Here is a 17,798-nt window from a genome sequence, read left to right as displayed (position 1 = left end):
GAGGGGAGTCGTATGCCTGACGGAAGTGGCGGGGCGGTCCGGGGTCTGCATGAGGCGCCGCTGAGCAGCGCGTTCCGTCAGGCCTGGTTGAAATGGTTCCAGCAATGGCAGGACTTGCCCAAGGACAACGACTCCGCGGCGTTGGTCAGCCGGGTGGTGGAGTTTTCCGGTCGTAGCGCCCAGCGCTTGTGGCGGGTGGCCTTTGCTACTGTCGGCGACTCGGCGACCGAGCAGGTCAAGTCGCTGGTCTATGCCTTCGTCGCCCTGGTGGACGAAACCTTGCTGTTCACCCCTTGGCCGGGGCAGCTGGCCTGGCAGCAGCATCCCCTTGAGTCACGCATGTACTCCAGCCGCCAGGCCGGCGAACGGCTGCCCGCGGCCATCAAGAAGTTGCTGGATGAGCAGATGCCCGGCACCCGGGACCTGGCGAATGTCTACCTGCAATGCCTGATCCTCGGGTTCCAGGGGCGCCTGCGCGGCGAGCCCGGCCAGATCCAGCATGAAAAATGGCGCGCGGCGCTGTTCACCTTTGCCTGGCAGCATGAACCGGACTATGTCGACGTCAGCCAGCGCCTGGCGATGTCTGCGGCGGCACCGCCGGTACGCCTGCCGGCGCAGACTTCGTTGCCGGACGGGTTGCGCCTGGGGCTGGCGATCCTGGCGATGGTGTTGCTACTGACCGGGCTGGGGCACATGTTCTGGCGTGACATCCGCTCGGAGCTGGAGCCGGTGCTGCAATTGAACGAGTCGGTGGTCCAGGAGCAAGACTCATGAGCCCGCTGAGCATCGTCGCCCTGGTGGTGCTGGCCATTGTCGCGGTGCTGCTGGTCGCGGCATTGATCTGGTGGTTGCGGACTCAGGGTGGCGCGGCGATCCGCAGTTTCTATGGGGCGGTCCGTCACATGGAACAGGAGCAGGGCACCCGGGACCGCTACCAGATCCCCTGGCTGTTGATGCTCGGCAACGAAACCGACGGCGCCCGGTTGTGCTCTCAGTGGCATTTGCAGCCGACGGACAAGGCCGCATGGTTCGGGCGTTGGTGGTCGGATGCCGAGGGCGCGGTGCTGGTGGTGCCCCAGGCACTGTTCCTGCCCGATGAAGGCATGAACCGGCAGCGGGGCAACTGGTGGCGCCTGCTGGGGCTGATCCTGCGGTTGCGCAGCCGGCGGCCGATGGATGCAGTGATCTGGACCGTGCCATTCGGCCGGCTCGACGACATCGAGCACACCACTGAACTGAGCCTCAAGGTCCGCCGCTGCTTCATCGACCTGCTGCAGCGATTCGGCCTCAGCCTGCCGGTGTACGTGGTGATTACCGGAATGGAAGAGTTGTCCGGTTTCCAGGAATTGGTCAGCGCGTTGCCCGCCGACGCCCGGGAATCGACCCTGGGCTGGTCGTCGCCGTACTCGCCGGACGCAGCCTGGCAGTCGCACTGGAGCGATCAGGCGCTGGACCAGGTCAACGCCGCGCTGTCGCAGTCGATCGTCGAAATCGGCGCGCTATCCGGGCAGTTGAGCGGCGATCTGTATGGGTTGCCGGAGCGCTTCGAGGGGTTGCGGCGGGCCTTGCAGATCCTCTTGGAGCCGGTGTTTCAGGGCAATGCCCAGGGCGAGGCGCCACGCTTTCGCGGTATTTACTTCACCGCGAGCCAGGCCTCGACCGTCACTGGGGATGGTTTTGCCGCCAGCGACAAGGGCTTGCGCCAGACGGTGTTCGCCCGGCAGCTTTGGGCGCGGCGCTTCGTCGCTGAACGCGGCCTCGCCCAGCCCGTACCGCGCCTGTTGCGTCTGCGTCAGCGCTGGCATCGGTTGGCCGGTGGGGTCGCGCTGGTGGTCGGGTTGGTTTGGCTGGGGGGCATGCTCTGGGTCTGGCACGATTCGGTGGAAGAGGCCGGGGAGCTGTCGCAGTTGATCCTGCGCACCCATAAGAACTACGTGGTGGTCGACCCTGATCAACCGCAGCTGGAGCCGACCCGCTACAACGTGCAGGCCTACTGGAACATGCTGGAAAAAGCCCCACGCTGGCGCTTCGTTGCGGTGGTGTTCCCGACCTCGTGGTTCTCCTACGTGGACACGCAGTTGGAACAGGGCTTGCGCCTGACCGCCCGGCATCACTGGGTCTTGCCCCTGCGTGACCTGCTGGTGTCGGACCTGGAGCAGCTCAAGGCCATTCGCAACACCGAGCGGCGGGGCAATGTGGAAAGCGAAGACCCGGCGCAATGGCAGAGCTATGTAAAGGCCAAGGACCTGGTGGAACGTGCGGTGCGCCTCGAGCAGCAGAACCAGATGTTCAGCCAGGCGGTGAGCAACCCCAAGGCACCGCTGGATGAGCTGGTGCAATTGAGCAATAACGCCCTGTCGCTGAGCCTCAATGCCGGCACGCTGAGTCGGGCGCGGTTCTACAACCGGGTGCTGTTCGATGCAAAAAACATGGGCGCACAAGAGCAGGACCTGCAAGGGCTGGACCTGAATGCGGCGCGCACGGTGATCGGCGATAACTTCACCGGCCTGATGCAGCGTTGGCTCGATCATTACTTCCTGGCCGACAATTTCGTGCGCCAGGCCGGTTATCTCAAGTTGCATCTGCAACGCTTGGAGGCGGGCAGTGGCAACTCGCTGAGCGAGCTCGAAGACCTGATGGCGTTGGTTGACGATTTGCAGACCCTGGTCAACCTGACCAACGCAGCCTGGGGGCGAGGCAAGGGTCAGGACCTGGTGCCCGGTTACACCCAGATGATGGACAAGGTTAGCCACAGTACCTTGCTCGGGCCGGAGCTTGCCCAGGACCTGGAGAGCCAGGCGGCGAAGCTGCAACAGAGCTTTCGCGACCAGTGGATCGTCCAGAGCGGTTCCCGCGATAACCTGTTGGTCCAGCAGGGCAGTGGCTTGCTGGTGTTGCAGGAGCATGTCACGGCCCTGGATGAGGCGGTGAAGGCCTTGTTCAAGCGTGACTTCGTAGCATTGGCGTTGCAGAAGGATCCGTCCGGCAACAATTCCGACGCCATGGGACAGGGCGGCAGCGACGACTTCAGCGTCGCCCTGAACTATTTCGCCAGCTACAAGAGCTATACCAGCGAGGAACTGCCGCGCATCCCGCCGGACTACCGCGACGCCCTGATCCAGGCGGCCGAAGGTGCCGCGGCCCGGGCGATGTGGCTGAGCCTGGATGAAAGCGAGGAGCAGTTGCCGGGTATGGGCTTCAATGTCCAGACCAGCCAGGCCGTCGCGCTGCAAAAGGCGTTCATGGATGTGCACCGTGGCGACCTGGCGACACGCTTCCAGCGTCTGCTCAACCGCCGTGCCCTGGCGCAGATCAAGAGTGGGCTGGATGAAATCGATGCCCAGCCCCTGTTCAGCCAACGGGCCGATGTCCAGCGCTGGGACGGCTCGAAGAATTTCGGTTTGCAGCTCTACGGGGCCAGCGACCCGCAAGGTCTGAAACTGAGCCTGAATCAGCAGTTCGACGCTATGGTACAGATCGCCGAGCAACGCATGCCGGCCCTGGAATGGTTGATCGTCCAGCAGGACGATCTCTCGGCCCTGGAGTATGATCGGGTGTCGCGCTTCATGGCCATCAACGACGAGTTGCTCAAGTACAAGAGCCAGAATCCGGCCAGTTCGGCGGCGCAACTGGAGCAGTTGGTGAGCCGGGACTTCAACCAGATGGACACCGCCTCCTGTGCGCAGATTCTGCAGACCTCCAACCTGTCCGGCGGTCGTGGCGACCTGGCCCAGCGCGCCGTCAGCTTGCAGCAGAGTGCGCTGCAACGCTGCCTGTACCTGCAACAGAATCAGGCGGCGACGGCCTGGAACGACGTGGCCAACTATTTCAATCAATACCTGGCCGGGCGCTTTCCGTTTTCCCAGGACCTGCGGGCCAGTGACGCCGACCCGGCGCGGGTGCAACGCTTGCTGGAACTGATCGATACGCGTCTGCCCCTGGCCCAGGCCGGGCTGGCGCTGAGCCAGACTCCGGAGCGTCTGGCCGCCGAGGACTTTCTCAACCGATTGAAGCAGGCCGGCACCTGGTTGGGGCCGCTGTTCGTGCGGGACAAGAGCGGCATTCTCGGCGTGGAAATGGATGTGCGCTGGCGCACCGACCGCAACGAAGAGCGCGGCGCCGACCAGGTGATCGCCTGGGGACTGAACGCCGGCAACCAACAGATCAACTACCCCGGCGACGCCCAGCAGAACCTGCGCTGGATGGTCGGCCAGCCCGTGCGGCTGACCCTGCGCTGGGCCCGCAACGGTTACCAGCGACCGGTCAACGACCCATTGCAGCCGAACCTGGTGGTGCGCGACCTGGAGGCCGGTTGGGAATACCAGGGGCCGTGGTCGTTGCTGCGCCTGATGCGTTCGCTGGTGTCGGTGCAACGCCAGCCGAACGTCGACTACACCGATTTCCCGCTGACCCTGCAACTGCCGGTAACGGGCCAGATTCCAGCCCAGAGCCCGGCCCAGGCTCAGCTCCAGGCCCGCACGACGCAGCAGACGTTGATGTTCCTGCGCCTGTCACTGATGAGCCAGGGCTCGAAGTTGCCGCTGTCGATACCGCCGCTGCCAACCCGGGCACCCCGTTCACCTTTCATGGCGACCTCGTCGAGCCCCGCCGTCGCCACCCGTGAGGAGGGTCTGTGAGCGTACCTATCTCTCCCTTGCCCGAGCTGATCAGCCAGCTGCTCGAACCGGTCAGCGCCGAATCGCCTTGTGGCCAGGACCTGCGCTATGAGCCGGAATACGATCAACTGCGGGAACTACGCCGGGAGGACGACACCAGCCTGCCCACCGGCGTGTGGCAGTCCCAGGTCAAGCGTGCGCAGTGGCCGGAGCTGGAAAAACTCGCCACCGCGCTGCTGCTCGAACGCAGCAAGGACCTGATGATCAGCGCCTGGCTGGGGGAGGCCTGGCTGCACCTGGCCGGGCTGGAGGGCTTGCCGGGCAGCCTGGCGCTGGTGGCGGGCTTGTGCGAGCGCTACCCCGATCAGCTGCATCCCCAGGCCCAAGAGGGTGACCAGTCATGGCGGGTGATCCCGCTGGAATGGCTGGCCCGGCGCTACAGCGAGGTACTGTTGACGCGGGTGCCATTGTTCAATGGCCGCGACTCGGCCTTCGACGGTTTCTGCCTGGACGACTGGCAACGCTTGCAGCGTCAGCAAGTCCAGGCCAACGACAGCAAGAATGCCAAGGCCTCGGCGGAAGCGGCACGCAGCGATCAGAAGAAGCTCAGTGAGCTGATTCGTGGCACGCCTTTGTCGTTCTGGCTGCATCGCCAGGGCAGCCTCATGTTGAGCCAGCAGCATCTGCAACGGCTCGAAGCCTGGAGCGACGCCTACCTGGGCAGCCTGGCCCCGGGTTACAAATCCCTGCAGGACGTGATCCAGGCCTTGCTGGCGCTGGTAGAGGAGTTCATCGCGATGCATCCACAGCAACCCAGCGTCGTGCCGGTGCCTGCCTCACCCGAGGCCGCACCGTCGTCTGCCCAGCCCCAGGCGGCTGCAGCGCCGGCCCAGGTCTTCCAGGAACCGGCCAGTCGCGAAGAAGCCTACCGGCAGTTGCTGGTCATCGCCGGCTACCTGTCGCGCACCGAACCCCACAGCCCGGTGCCTTACCTGATCCGACGGGGTGTGGAATGGGGCAATAAGCCGTTGAGCGAGTTGCTGGGGGAACTGATCAGCGCCGACGCCGAGTCCCGGCGGTTGTGGACGCTGTTGGGGGTTCTGTAGGTTTAATCTGTCAGGCGAACGGGCTGTTGTGGCGAGGGGATAAATCCCCTCGCCAGGTTCAATGATTGCACCGGTCCAATGATCAGTGGACAGGGCCAGTGATCAATCCGGCTCTGGCATCGGTACCGGTGTCAGCACCGGTTTGCCGGAAAAGAACGCGTTCAGGTTCTGGCCCACCAATTCCACCGTGCCTCGGGTCGCCTCCGGCGACAGGCCGGCGACGTGGGGCGTCAGGACCACATTGGGCAGGTGCTTGAGCGCTTCGGGCACTTCGGGTTCGTGATCGAATACGTCCAGGGCCGCTCCGGCGATGCGTCGATGTTCCAGAGCGCTGATCAACTCGTCGGTGGCGACCACGCTGGCCCGGGCGATGTTCACCAGGAAGCCCTTGGGACCCAGGGCATCGAGGGCCTGCTTGTTAATCAAGCGCCGGGTGTCGAGGCCACCGGGCGTGGCGACGATCAGGAAGTCCGACACCCGGGCCAGCTCGGTGGGCGTGGCGCAGAAAGTGTAGGGCACATCCTTGCGCACCCGTCGGCTGTGGTAGCTGACGCTCATGTCGAAACCCAAGGCCGCGCGCCTGGCAATCGCCATGCCCACCGCGCCCAGGCCCAGCACGCCCAAGCGTTTGCCGGCCAGGGATGGGCGCATGACCTTGGTCCATTCCCCCCGGCGCATGCAGGCATCGGCCCGGGGGATGTCGCGCACCAGCGCCAGCAGCAGCGCCATGGCATGGTCGGCCACCGACGACGCGTTGACCCCGGCACCGTTGGTGACCACGATACCGCGACTACGGGCAGCCTGAAGGTCCACCTGTTCATAGCCGGCACCGATCACGCAGATGATCTGCAGGTTGGGCAGGGCGGCCATTTCCTCAGCGGTCAGACCCAAGGGACCGCGTGTCAGCACCGCATTGAATCGCTCGCCATGCTCGAAAATCGCCGCTTTGCGCTCGGCTGGCGTGGGTGCCAGCTCCAGGTGATAACCCTGGCGTTCGAGGATCGGCAGGTAGTCGTTGACGGTTTCAACCAGTACCAGGACGGTTGCGGTCATGCTGGGCTCCTGTGTGGATTCTCCTCCTGAGTGTAGGAGCTGGGGCAAAGCGGCGATACCTCATGCACTGGCATTTTTTGCCATTCACCACCGCTCCTCAGCTAAGCCTTTGCTTCTGCTCGCCAATCCCGGACAATCGCGCCCCTGTTTCGGCCAGGGCGCTGCCTGTCGGGGTTTTCCGACTCGTCCCGGCCGGGTGCATGTGACCGGAAAGCGGAGATCCGACCGGATGAATGATCAGGCCAATAGCGTCGAAGAGCGCTTTGAATCGACAGCCCCAGCCACCCTCAGCCAATGGAGTCGCCAGGACACCACCTGGATGCTGGGTCTGTTTGGCACCGCCATCGGTGCAGGCACTTTGTTCTTACCCATCAATGCGGGCCTGGGTGGCTTTTGGCCGCTGCTGATCCTGGCGTTGCTGGCGTTCCCCATGACGTTCTATGCCCACCGGGGCCTGACCCGTTTCGTGCTGTCCGGTCGTGATGGCGCGGACATCACCGAAGTGGTGGAGGAGCATTTCGGCATCAAGGCCGGCGCGCTGATTACCTTGCTGTATTTCTTTGCGATTTTCCCGATCCTGCTGATCTATAGCGTGGCGCTGACCAACACGGTGGGCAGCTTCCTGGAGCATCAACTGCATATCCAGCCGCCTTCCCGCGCAGTGTTGTCCCTGGTATTGATCCTGGGCCTGCTGGCGGTGGTGCGGTGTGGCGAGCAGGCCATCGTCAAGGCGATGAGCCTGATGGTCTACCCGTTCATCGTTGCTTTGCTGTTCCTGGCGGTATTCCTGATCCCGCATTGGAGCGGTGGCATCCTGAGCACCGCGGCCACGCTGCCGGCCCCTTCGGCGCTGCTGCACACTCTTTGGCTGGCGATTCCGGTGATGGTGTTTTCGTTCAACCACTCGCCGATCATCTCGGCGTTCGCGGTGGACCAGAAACGTCGCTACGGGGACGGCGCCGAGGCGCGCAGCGCGCAGATCCTGTCCCGCGCCCATATATTGATGGTGGTGATGGTGCTGTTCTTCGTGTTCAGCTGCGTGCTGACCCTGTCGCCGGCGCAACTGGCCGAAGCGAAGGCGCAGAACCTGTCGATCCTGTCTTACCTGGCCAACCATTTCAGCAACCCGACCATCGCGTTTGCGGCGCCATTGATTGCCTTCGTGGCGATTTCCAAGTCGTTTCTGGGCCATTACATCGGCGCCAGTGAAGGCCTCAAGGGGCTGATCGTCAAGAGCGGCCGGCGCCCGGCAGCCAAGACCCTGGATCGCCTGACGGCGGTGTTCATGTTGCTGGTGTGCTGGATCGTCGCAACGCTCAACCCGAGCATCCTCGGCATGATCGAAACCCTGGGCGGCCCGGTGATCGCGGCCATCCTGTTCCTGATGCCGATGTACGCCATCCGCAAAGTCCCGGCCATGGCCCGCTATCGTGGCCAGGCATCCAACGTCTTCGTGGTATCTGTGGGACTGGTGGCGATTACCGCATTGGTCTACTCGCTGATGGCTTGACCATCACCTTGTGGGAGCGGGCTTGCTCGCGAAAGCGGTGGTTCAGCTGGCAGCGATGTTGGATGTGCCGCCGTCTTCGCGGGCAAGCCCGCTCCCACACTGAGTTTTGGGGTGTTCATGGAAATTGCAGCCACTCCAAATCCCCCGTGGGAGCGAGCCTGCTCGCGATAGCGGCGGCCCGGCTTGCATCAAAAGCCCAGGCATAAAAAAACGCCGCCCTTCGCGAGAAGGGCGGCGTTTTCAGTCGAGCGTCGAAGCCTTAGGCTTGAACGACCGGGATGTTGGCGTTTGCAGCCGCTTCACGGAACTCGGCGATCTGGTCGAAGCTCAGGTAGCGGTACACGTCCGCTGCCATGCTGTCGATCTTGCCGGCGTATTCCATGTACTCCTCGACGGTCGGCAGGCGACCCAGGATCGACGCAACGGATGCCAATTCGGCCGAGGCCAGGTAGACATTCGCGCCGTCGCCCAGACGGTTCGGGAAGTTACGGGTCGACGTCGACACCACGGTGCTGTTCGGCTCGACGCGTGCCTGGTTACCCATGCACAGCGAGCAGCCTGGCATTTCCATGCGTGCGCCGGCCTTGCCGTAGATGCCGTAGTAGCCTTCTTCGGTCAGTTGGTGAGCGTCCATCTTGGTCGGCGGCGACAGCCACAGACGGGTTGGCAGCTGACCCTTGACCTGATCCAGCAGCTTGCCGGCAGCGCGGAAGTGACCGATGTTGGTCATGCACGAACCGATGAACACTTCGTCGATCTTCTCGCCAGCCACGCTGGACAGCAGACGGGCGTCGTCCGGGTCGTTCGGCGCGCAGAGCACTGGCTCGTTGATGTTGTCCAGATCGATTTCGATGACTTCGGCGTATTCGGCGTCGGCATCGGCTTCCATCAGCTCAGGGTTGGCGATCCAGGCTTCCATCGCTTGGGCACGACGCTCCAGGGTACGGGCATCGCCGTAGCCTTCGCCGATCATCCAGCGCAGCAGGGTGATGTTGGACTGCAGGTACTCGGTGATCGACTCTTTCGACAGCTTGATGGTGCAACCGGCAGCCGAACGTTCGGCCGACGCGTCGGACAGCTCGAAAGCCTGTTCCAGCGTCAGGCCTTCCAGGCCTTCGATTTCCAGGATGCGGCCGGAGAAGGCATTTTTCTTGCCTTTCTTCTCGACAGTCAGCAGGCCGTTCTGGATGGCGAAGTAAGGAATGGCATGAACCAGGTCACGCAGGGTGATGCCAGGCTTCATCTTGCCTTTGAAACGCACCAGGATCGATTCCGGCATGTCCAGCGGCATGACGCCGGTGGCAGCGGCGAACGCTACCAGGCCGGAACCGGCCGGGAACGAGATGCCCATCGGGAAACGGGTGTGGGAGTCGCCACCGGTACCGACGGTGTCTGGCAGCAGCATGCGGTTCAGCCACGAGTGGATGATGCCGTCGCCCGGACGCAGGGAAACGCCGCCACGGGTCATGATGAAGTCAGGCAGGGTGTGGTGGGTGGTCACGTCGATCGGCTTTGGATATGCCGCGGTGTGGCAGAACGACTGCATCACCAGGTCAGCGGAGAAGCCCAGGCAGGCCAGGTCTTTCAGCTCGTCACGGGTCATCGGACCGGTGGTGTCCTGGGAACCCACGGTGGTCATCTTCGGTTCGCAGTAGGTGCCAGGACGCACACCGGCTACGCCGCACGCCTTGCCGACCATTTTCTGCGCCAGGGTGAAACCCTTGGTGCTGGCGGCAGGGGCTTCAGGCTTCTTGAACAGGTCGAACGGCGGCAGGCCCAGCTCGGCACGGGCCTTCTCGGTCAGGCCGCGGCCGATGATCAGCGGAATACGGCCGCCGGCGCGGACTTCGTCCAACAGGACCGGGGTCTTCATTTCGAAGGTGGTGATGACTTCGTCGGTACCGTGCTTGCAGACCTTGCCGGCATGCGGGTACAGGTCGATCACGTCGCCCATGTTCATGTTCGAAACGTCGAATTCGATCGGCAGGGCGCCGGCGTCTTCCATGGTGTTGTAGAAGATCGGGGCGATCTTGCTGCCGAAGCAGAAACCACCGGCACGCTTGTTCGGCACGTACGGAATGTCGTCACCGAAGAACCACAGCACCGAGTTGGTGGCGGATTTACGCGAGGAGCCGGTACCGACCACGTCACCGACGTAGGCGATCGGGAAACCCTGGCCGCGCATCTCTTCGATCTGCTTCATCGGGCCGGTCTTGCCTTGCTCATCCGGAACGATACCGTCACGGGCCATTTTCAGCATGGCCAGGGCGTGCAGCGGGATATCGGGGCGCGACCAGGCGTCCGGGGCAGGGGACAGGTCGTCGGTGTTGGTTTCGCCAGGAACCTTGAAAACCCGCAGGCTGATCTTGTCGGCCAGTACCGGACGCTTCTTGAACCACTCGCCGTCGGCCCAGGATTGCAGCACGGCCTTGGCGTGGACGTTGCCGTTCCTGGCTTTTTCAGCCACGTCGTGGAACGCATCGAACATCAACAGGGTGTGCTTGAGTTCTTCGGCGGCCACTGGCGCCAGCTCGGCGTTGTCCAGCAGTTCCACCAGGGTCACGATGTTGTAGCCGCCCTGCATGGTGCCGAGCAGTTCAACGGCACGCTTCTTGTCCAGCAGAGGGGATTGGACTTCGCCCTTGGCCAGGGCGGAGAGGAAACCGGCCTTGACGTAGGCGGCTTCGTCGACTCCCGGTGGAACGCGATTGGTGATCAGGTCAACGAGGAAAGCTTCTTCGCCAGCCGGGGGATTCTTCAGCAGCTCGACCAGGCCTGCGGTTTGTTCGGCGTTGAGCGGCTGGGGAACGATACCCAGTGCTGCACGCTCTTCGATATGTTTGCGGTAGGCTTCAAGCACAGTATTACCCTCATCAGTGGTCCCAAATGGGTGTCCGGGACGCTCATCCAGAAACCGCGGTACCCATGCACGTCGGGGGCTTTTTGGGCCACCACGCCAGGGTTTCCGGGGTTCCTCACAGAAGCTGCTTTCAAAGTTTTACGCCTGCAGAACGGGGAGCTGATGAGGGTTGGCGTCGGGCTTTCCCCGCTGGAAAGACCCTTCGCCAACACCGTTCTGAAGGAACGACTGTGCTCGTGACGCTTTGAAAACAGCTTCTAACGGACATTGGCGCCTTAAAAGGCTGGCTGATTCTACGGGAAAAAAAAATTAAAGGTAAGTTGGGTCGGGAAGTTTGAGGGGTGATCAATCTTAGACAAAGGGCTAACATGCCGGCCTGTCCTGCTTTTGCGTGTGCGTTCCGTTATGCCCAACCAGCTCATCAAGACCCCCTGCGTCGGCCTTTGCTCCACTGTCTACGGTGACCTGGTATGCCGTGGCTGCAAGCGCTTCCACCACGAGGTTATTCACTGGAACGGCTACAACGAGGACGAGAAACGCGCGGTGTGGATGCGCCTGGAGCAACTGCTGGTGCAAGTCATGGTGGCCAAGCTCGAGGTGTTCGACCCCGTGCTGCTGCGCGAGCAACTGGTCGCGCGCCAGATCCGCTTCGTGGCGCATCAGTCGGAATACTGCTGGGCCTACCAGTTGATCGCCCGGGGCGCCCGGGTGATCAACAACCTCGAAGCCTACGGCATGGTGCTGCTGCCGGAGTTTCGCGACTGGGAACTGCCGGACCTGCGCGATGCCATTGATCGGGAATTCTTCCTGCTATCCGAAGCCCATTACCAGCGCTACATCGCGCCGGGGTTCCTGAAGGATGCGATGGGCGGCTGATGCTCCACAGAGAAACTGTAGAAACACTTCTGTGGCGATAGGATTTATTGTGGCGACCCGCTTCAACTCTTGACTGCCAGCTCCACCAAGTGATCCTCCACCTCCTGCGGCTTGAGCACCAGCACATCGCTTTCCAGGGCATCGAGCACCGCTTCGGCGGTATTGCCGATCAGTACCCCTGACAACCCCGTGCGGGCCACGGTGCCGATCACGGTCACCGCCGCCTGCAGTTTATGCGCCATGAACGGGATCAATACATCCGCCGGGCCTTCCTCGATGTGCAGGTGCTGGTCATCGATGTCGAACTCTGCCTGGAACGAGCGGCACTGCTCGCGATAGCGGGCCTCGATGGTTTCCTTGAGCTGGAACGTCGGGTCGGCCGCCGAGAGCATGGGCGAAGGGTGGGCACTGATGACGTGCAGGTGGGCCTTGGCAAGGCGGGCGATGTCATAGCCGTGGTCGATGATGGTGGTATGCAGGTGCCGGTGCTCACCGTCGGCATTGCCCACGTCAACGGCGGCCAGGATCACTTTGTCCCGCCAGGAACCTGCGGTTTTCACCAGCAATACCGGGGGCGGGCAATGGCGCAGCAGTTTCCAGTCCGATGGCGTCAGCAGGGCTTTCTTCAGCGGGCTGTCCGGGAAATGCTGCTTGATCACCAGTCCGCAGCCTTCGGCCTGCTGCACGTCGATGATGGTTTCGTGAAGGCTCTCGTTCCAGGCCTGTTCCGTGGTGACGCTGTAGCCATCTGCCAGCAGCGCGGCTTTCAGTACGCTGAGCATGCCAGCATGGTCGTGCTGTCTATCGCATACCAGCAGGTGCAGGTGGGCCTGGGTCACGCCAGCGATCAACTTGGCGCGCTTGAGCGCCAGGCTTTCCGAGTGTTCGGGTTCGATGACCACCAGGATGCTGCGAATGGCTTGCATGATCGGCGTCTCCAGCGATGAAAAGGCATGGTGTTGCTCAACTATAGTTCTTGCCGGTGAGTCGTCGACTTGATGCATATCAACGGCCGTGACTGGTGGTCTGGAGGCAGCCCGGTATAATCGGCGCCCTTCGCTCGACTACCTTTCCCGTGAGCCCCATGATCCTTCCCGAAATCCACGAGTTCCTTGGCTGCCGCACCCCCGATGCCTGGGTCCAGGCCGCCTTGGCCGACCAGGAAACGTTGCTGATCGACCACAAGAACTGCGAATTCAAGGCCGCCAGCACCGCCCTGAGCCTGATCGCCAAGTACCATTCCCATGTCGATCTGATCAACATGATGTCACGCCTGGCCCGGGAAGAACTGGTGCACCACGAGCAAGTCATGCGCCTGATGAAAGAGCGCAAGGTCGGCTTGCGCCAGCTCTCCGCCGGGCGCTACGCCTCGGGTTTGCGCAAGGTGGTGCGCAGCCACGAGCCAGTCAAGCTGGTGGATACCCTGGTGGTCGGTGCGTTCATCGAGGCCCGTAGTTGCGAGCGTTTCGAAGCACTGGTCCCGCATCTGGACGAAGAACTGGGCAAATTCTATTTCGGCCTGCTGAAAAGCGAGGCCCGGCATTTCCAGGGTTACCTGAAACTGGCCTACCAGTATGGCGATGCCAAGGACATCGTCCAGGTGATCGACAAGGTGCGTGAGGCCGAGCGGGACTTGATCGAGTCGCCGGATGTGGAGTTTCGGTTTCACAGTGGGGTGCCGGCGCTTTAGTACTGCGTCGTTTGTACTGACGCCATCGCGAGCAGGCTCGCTCCCACATGGAAACGCATTCCTCCTGTGGGAGCGAGCCTGCTCGCGATGGGGGCGTTAAGCCGTCAACCCCAGGCGTTCATGCCACTGGGCAATGGATTCCTCGGGATAAACCTCGAACCGCTGGTCGCGCGGCTGTGCGTCGACTTCCACCCAGGGGGCCTTGGAGCCGAGCATCAGGTGGGTGTGCTCCGGCGGAACCGGCAGTGGCGTGTCGATGGCCGAGGCGAAAGGGTGGATCAATTCCGGCCATTCAGGGCTGAACAGCCACAATCCCGAACCGCAAAGAGAACAGAAATGCCGTTCGGCACTGCTGCGGTGGGCGCGTTTATCACTTTCGTTCTTGAGCCGCGCATGGTAGATCGAGATGTGCCTGCGACCGCGCACCTTGAGGCTGCGAGCATCGCCGCCCAGGTTGATCGCAAAACCGCCGCCGCCCTGGGTCTTGCGACAGATCGAGCAGTAGCAGCGCTGGTATGGGTAGGGGTGGGCGCAGGCCAGGCTGAACGATACGGCGCCGCAGTGGCAGGATCCTTCTAGCTGCATGGGGAACCTCCAGTGGGATTGGAAATCACTCAGTACAGCCTAGACAATCTGTGTCTTGATAGTTGAATTGAGAGTGGTCATGCGACCGCCTTCGCGAGCAAGCCCGCTCCCACACTGACCGAGAGTGGGCAGAAGATCCATGAGCGACGCAGATCCTCTGTGGGAGCGGGCTTGCTCGCGAAGGCGTCGGTACAGCCAACATCACTTCGGCACCCGCCACAAATACCACGCCGCCACCGTCCGATAAGGGCGCCAGGCCAGGCCGACATCGACCATTTGCCTGCGGCTGGGTGGGTGCGCCAATCCCTTGAGTCGTCGATAGCCCTCACGCACCCCAAAGTCATCGGCTGGCAGGATGTCCGGCCGTTCCAGGCTATAGATCAGCAGTATTTCCACGGTCCAACGCCCGACGCCGCGCAGGCTGACCAAGCGCTCGATCAACGCTTCGTCTTCCATCGCCCGTGCGGTGGCGTAATCCGGCACTACGCCGTCGAGGGCCGCCTGGGCGATGCCCTGGATGGTCGCGATCTTGCTGGCGGAAAACCCACAACTGCGCATTTGCGCAAAATCAGTCGCCAGGATCTGCTCAGGCCTGGGGAATGTCAGCGCCGGGAACAGTGCCAGCAACCGAGCGAGGATCGCGTCGCCGGCCTTGGCGTGCAGTTGCTGGTAGGCAATGGCCCGCACCAGGACTTCGTAGGGATCGCGGGCCGGCTTGGGTTGCAGCAGGCAAGGGCCGATTGCCTCGATATGACGGCACCAGTCTTCGTCCACACTTGCCAGGAAGACACTGGCGTCATGGTAGGGCGCTGGCATCAGATACTCGTTCGGCATGTCAATCAAAACGCCAGGGGCAGTGAAACCTGCACGGCGGCTTTTTCCAGTCGCAGCAGGAAGGCCTTGCGCGGTTGTCCGCCACCATAGCCGGTCAGGGAACCGTCCGCACCGATCACCCGGTGACATGGTACGACTATGGCCAGGCGATTTTGCCCATTGGCCAGCCCCACGGCGCGGCTGGCGCCAGGGCTGCCGAGTACGGCGGCGATGGCGCCGTAGCTGCGAGTCTCGCCATAGGGGATCTTTTGCAGTTCGGTCCAGACCCGGACGGCGAAGGTACTGCCCGGCATATGCAGAGGGACGCTGAAGGTCGTGAGGTTTCCGGCGAAATAATCCGTCAGCTCGGTTTCGATCTGCTGCAAGTGCGCGTTGTGCCCCGGCGCGACGGTGTAGCCGTAGCGCTGTTGCAGTTCCTCTATTTCCCGGGTCAGGGCCGGGCGGTCGAGAAACTCCAGCAGCACCAGTCCGCGTCGTTCGGCCATGGCCAGCATGGGTCCCAATGGCGTGGTCAGACGTGTGAACAGCAGGGGTTCACGGTGGGCTGCGCGGCCGGGCGTGATGTGGAAAGACTTCACGAACGCGTCACGAAACCCGCTCAGGGACTCGTAGCCCGAATCGAACGCCGCGTTGTCGATGGAGTTACCTTCTTTGATGCCACCCAGGGCGATACCCAGGCGCCGGGTGCGCAGGTAGGCGTGAAAGGTCATGCCGAAATGCAGTTTGAACCAGCGCCGCAATTTCAAGGGCTCGATGCCTTGTTCCAGCAGCAGGGCGTCCGTCCAGCGCAGATCGGGTTCGGCGTCCACGGCCTTGAGCAGCGCCTGGATCCAGTCCGGTGCGATGGCGGCAGCGTCCAGGGGTTTGCAGCGCAGGCAGGCGCGGTAGCCGGCCGACAGGGCTTCGTCGGCGTGGGCGAAGAACTCCACGTTCTCCGGTTTGGGTTTGCGCGCCGTGCAGGCAGGGCGACAGAAAATGCCGGTGGTCTTGACCGCGGTGAAGAACACCCCCTCGTAGGTGGTGTCTCGTTCGAGCATGGCGCGGACCATCTCGGCATGGGGTGGGAGCAGCGAGTCTTGTCTGTTCATGGGCTGAGCATAGAACTGCGTCCGGTACAGCTCCACCGAAAAATCGACAGTGAATATTGTGCAAAAGGCGAAGGATTCAGTACTTCCAGAACACCGGGGTAAACAATACCAAGACCGTCAGGATCTCCAGGCGACCCAGCAACATGCCAACGGTCAGCAGCCATTTCGCGGCATCCGGCAAGGTCGAGAAGTTACCCGCTGGCCCGATGATCGATCCCAGCCCCGGTCCCACGTTGCACACGGCGGTGGCAGCGCCGGTCAAGGCGGTTGTCCAGTCCAGGCCGATCAGTGCCAGACCCAGGGCGATAACGCCGATGGTGATGGTGAAGAAAAATGAAAACGTCAGTAGCGAGCGAACGATTTCTTCATCGATGGGATGGTTGTTGTATTTTTTCTGAATCACTGCCCGCGGATGGATCAGTTGTTTCAAGCTGCCCATCAGCAAGGCTCGGGCCACCTGAAAGCGGAAGATTTTCAGGCCGCCTGCGGTCGAGCCGGAACAACCGCCGACGAACGTCAGGTAGAAGAACAACAACAAGGCAAAACTGCCCCACAGGGTGTAGTCACCCAGCGCAACGCCGGTGGTGGTGACCACGGAAGTCACGTTGACGGCCACGATACGAACCGAGTCCCACCATGTGTAGTCGCTGTTCAGGCTCAGCCAGGTTCCGACCACGAGCCAGGTGACGACCAGGAAACCGACAAACCCTTTGACTTGCTGGTCCTTGAACAACGCTCGCCGGTTGCCGCGCAAGGTGGCTACATACAAGGTAAATGGCAGCGAACCGGCCATCATGACAACGACCGATACCCAATGAATCGCCGGTTGAGGCCAATGCCCCAGGGAGGCGTCCGACGTGGAAAAGCCGCCCGTGGAGATCAGGGACATCGCATGATTGATCGCTTCGAAAGGCGTCATGCCTGCCAGCCACAAGGCCAGGGCTGCCAGAGCGGTCAATCCTATATAGATCCACAGAATGTAGTTCGCCGCGACATGGGAGCGTGGAGTGACTTTTTCCGACCAGTCCGATGACTCGGTCTGGAACAGTCGCATCCCGCCGACCCGCAGCAGCGGCAGGACCGCCACCGCCATACCGATAAAGCCTATCCCGCCAAGCCAGTGCAGCATCGAGCGCCAGATCAGCAGGCCGGGGGATGCGTTGTCCAGCCCGGTCAGGACGGTCGAGCCGGTGGTGGTGATGCCTGACATCGTCTCGAAAAAGGCGTCGGTGTAGCTGATGTGCTGGATGAGCACCAGCGGCAGCGCGGAGAACCCGCAGACAACAATCCAACTGGCGGTCGTCAACAGGTACATGTCCCGAGGGCGCATCTGCGTGTGCGCGGGCCGTCCGCGGGCCACCAGCGCGATGCCACAGGTGAAGGTGATCAGGCTCGACCATAAAAACGCCGAGAGGTCATCGTTTCGCCCATAGATCATCAGGGTGATGAGTGGAATAACCATGCTTGCGGCCAGCGTGATCAGGAAAATACCGAGAATGAAGCCGATGAATCGCACTACCGCAAAGGACATAGGGCACGCCTGATTGAGTAAGCCGCACAGTATCGGCTCCGCTGGCCGG

Annotated in this window: 13 protein-coding genes; 6 read left to right on the top strand and 7 right to left on the bottom strand. The window is 62.5% G+C overall.

The features are described 5' to 3' along the window. The first annotated feature begins 12 nt into the window (after positions 1-12). Genes FBY02_RS06830 through tssA form a run of 3 tightly spaced genes read left to right on the top strand, consistent with a single transcriptional unit; the run spans position 13 to position 5,722 of the window. Positions 13-774, top strand: coding sequence for a DotU family type IV/VI secretion system protein (locus tag FBY02_RS06830; protein ID WP_144925067.1), 762 nt, complete (start codon positions 13-15; stop codon positions 772-774). Beyond that, positions 771-4,637, top strand: a complete 3,867-nt coding sequence (locus tag FBY02_RS06825; protein ID WP_144925062.1) for a type VI secretion protein IcmF/TssM N-terminal domain-containing protein — start codon at positions 771-773, stop codon at positions 4,635-4,637. Before FBY02_RS06830 ends, FBY02_RS06825 begins: the two co-directional genes overlap by 4 nt. Beyond that, positions 4,634-5,722: a type VI secretion system protein TssA gene (gene tssA, locus FBY02_RS06820; RefSeq protein ID WP_144925058.1), complete on the top strand. Its 1,089-nt coding sequence runs from the start codon at positions 4,634-4,636 to the stop codon at positions 5,720-5,722. The genes FBY02_RS06825 and tssA overlap by 4 nt, the downstream gene beginning before the upstream one ends. Positions 5,723-5,824: 102 nt before the next feature. Here the strand turns inward: tssA and FBY02_RS06815 are convergent, their stop codons facing one another. Then, positions 5,825-6,775 carry a 2-hydroxyacid dehydrogenase gene (locus FBY02_RS06815; protein WP_144925055.1) on the bottom strand — a complete coding sequence of 317 codons (951 nt, stop codon included), beginning with the start codon at positions 6,773-6,775 and terminating at the stop codon, positions 5,825-5,827. A gap of 229 nt (positions 6,776-7,004) precedes the next feature. On the opposite strand from FBY02_RS06815, the gene FBY02_RS06810 reads away from it, so the two are divergent. After that, positions 7,005-8,285 (top strand): serine/threonine transporter, encoded by a 1,281-nt coding sequence (locus FBY02_RS06810; protein ID WP_144925051.1) that lies wholly within the window; start codon positions 7,005-7,007, stop codon positions 8,283-8,285. Positions 8,286-8,544: 259 nt separating this feature from the next. Here the strand turns inward: FBY02_RS06810 and acnB are convergent, their stop codons facing one another. After that, entirely contained in the window at positions 8,545-11,145 is a 2,601-nt protein-coding gene (gene acnB, locus FBY02_RS06800; RefSeq protein ID WP_144925048.1) for a bifunctional aconitate hydratase 2/2-methylisocitrate dehydratase, read from the bottom strand. A gap of 405 nt (positions 11,146-11,550) precedes the next feature. Between acnB and FBY02_RS06795 the strand changes: the two genes are divergently transcribed. Next, positions 11,551-12,021: a DUF1289 domain-containing protein gene (locus FBY02_RS06795; protein ID WP_055128585.1), complete on the top strand. Its 471-nt coding sequence runs from the start codon at positions 11,551-11,553 to the stop codon at positions 12,019-12,021. 62 nt (positions 12,022-12,083) lie between these two features. On the opposite strand, the gene FBY02_RS06790 is transcribed toward FBY02_RS06795, so the two are convergent. After that, a complete protein-coding gene (locus FBY02_RS06790; RefSeq protein WP_144925045.1) occupies positions 12,084-12,947 on the bottom strand; it encodes a universal stress protein in 864 nt (287 codons plus the stop codon). Positions 12,948-13,105: 158 nt separating this feature from the next. Between FBY02_RS06790 and FBY02_RS06785 the strand changes: the two genes are divergently transcribed. Continuing rightward, positions 13,106-13,711 (top strand): tRNA-(ms[2]io[6]A)-hydroxylase, encoded by a 606-nt coding sequence (locus tag FBY02_RS06785; RefSeq protein WP_144925042.1) that lies wholly within the window; start codon positions 13,106-13,108, stop codon positions 13,709-13,711. A gap of 96 nt (positions 13,712-13,807) precedes the next feature. On the opposite strand, the gene FBY02_RS06780 is transcribed toward FBY02_RS06785, so the two are convergent. From FBY02_RS06780 to FBY02_RS06765, 4 genes are all read right to left on the bottom strand, one after another. Continuing rightward, the gene (locus tag FBY02_RS06780; RefSeq protein ID WP_144925039.1) at positions 13,808-14,296 is read right to left on the bottom strand and encodes a GFA family protein; all 489 of its coding nucleotides are present in this window, start codon (positions 14,294-14,296) and stop codon (positions 13,808-13,810) included. Positions 14,297-14,497: 201 nt separating this feature from the next. Further along, entirely contained in the window at positions 14,498-15,112 is a 615-nt protein-coding gene (locus FBY02_RS06775) for a DNA-3-methyladenine glycosylase (protein ID WP_144925036.1), read from the bottom strand. A gap of 23 nt (positions 15,113-15,135) precedes the next feature. Beyond that, complete coding sequence (locus FBY02_RS06770; protein WP_144925033.1) at positions 15,136-16,218, bottom strand: bifunctional transcriptional activator/DNA repair enzyme AdaA; 1,083 nt, start codon at positions 16,216-16,218, stop codon at positions 15,136-15,138. 76 nt (positions 16,219-16,294) lie between these two features. Continuing rightward, positions 16,295-17,749, bottom strand: coding sequence for a TrkH family potassium uptake protein (locus FBY02_RS06765; protein WP_144925030.1), 1,455 nt, complete (start codon positions 17,747-17,749; stop codon positions 16,295-16,297). Positions 17,750-17,798 lie beyond the last annotated feature (49 nt).

The sequence above is a fragment of the Pseudomonas sp. SJZ078 genome (assembly GCF_007828255.1).
Taxonomy (GTDB): Bacteria; Pseudomonadota; Gammaproteobacteria; order Pseudomonadales; family Pseudomonadaceae; genus Aquipseudomonas.
Note: the sequence above shows the minus strand (reverse complement) of the source record. Positions and strands in the feature narration are given on the sequence as shown.

Coding starts and splice junctions, on each gene's coding strand:
- FBY02_RS06770 (WP_144925033.1), bottom strand. CDS start 16,218: ATGAACAGACAAGACTCGCTGCTCCCACCCCATGCCGAGATGGTCCGC.
- FBY02_RS06790 (WP_144925045.1), bottom strand. CDS start 12,947: ATGCAAGCCATTCGCAGCATCCTGGTGGTCATCGAACCCGAACACTCG.
- FBY02_RS06815 (WP_144925055.1), bottom strand. CDS start 6,775: ATGACCGCAACCGTCCTGGTACTGGTTGAAACCGTCAACGACTACCTG.
- FBY02_RS06785 (WP_144925042.1), top strand. CDS start 13,106: ATGATCCTTCCCGAAATCCACGAGTTCCTTGGCTGCCGCACCCCCGAT.
- FBY02_RS06780 (WP_144925039.1), bottom strand. CDS start 14,296: ATGCAGCTAGAAGGATCCTGCCACTGCGGCGCCGTATCGTTCAGCCTG.
- FBY02_RS06825 (WP_144925062.1), top strand. CDS start 771: ATGAGCCCGCTGAGCATCGTCGCCCTGGTGGTGCTGGCCATTGTCGCG.
- FBY02_RS06830 (WP_144925067.1), top strand. CDS start 13: ATGCCTGACGGAAGTGGCGGGGCGGTCCGGGGTCTGCATGAGGCGCCG.
- FBY02_RS06810 (WP_144925051.1), top strand. CDS start 7,005: ATGAATGATCAGGCCAATAGCGTCGAAGAGCGCTTTGAATCGACAGCC.
- FBY02_RS06795 (WP_055128585.1), top strand. CDS start 11,551: ATGCCCAACCAGCTCATCAAGACCCCCTGCGTCGGCCTTTGCTCCACT.
- FBY02_RS06775 (WP_144925036.1), bottom strand. CDS start 15,112: ATGCCAGCGCCCTACCATGACGCCAGTGTCTTCCTGGCAAGTGTGGAC.
- FBY02_RS06765 (WP_144925030.1), bottom strand. CDS start 17,749: ATGTCCTTTGCGGTAGTGCGATTCATCGGCTTCATTCTCGGTATTTTC.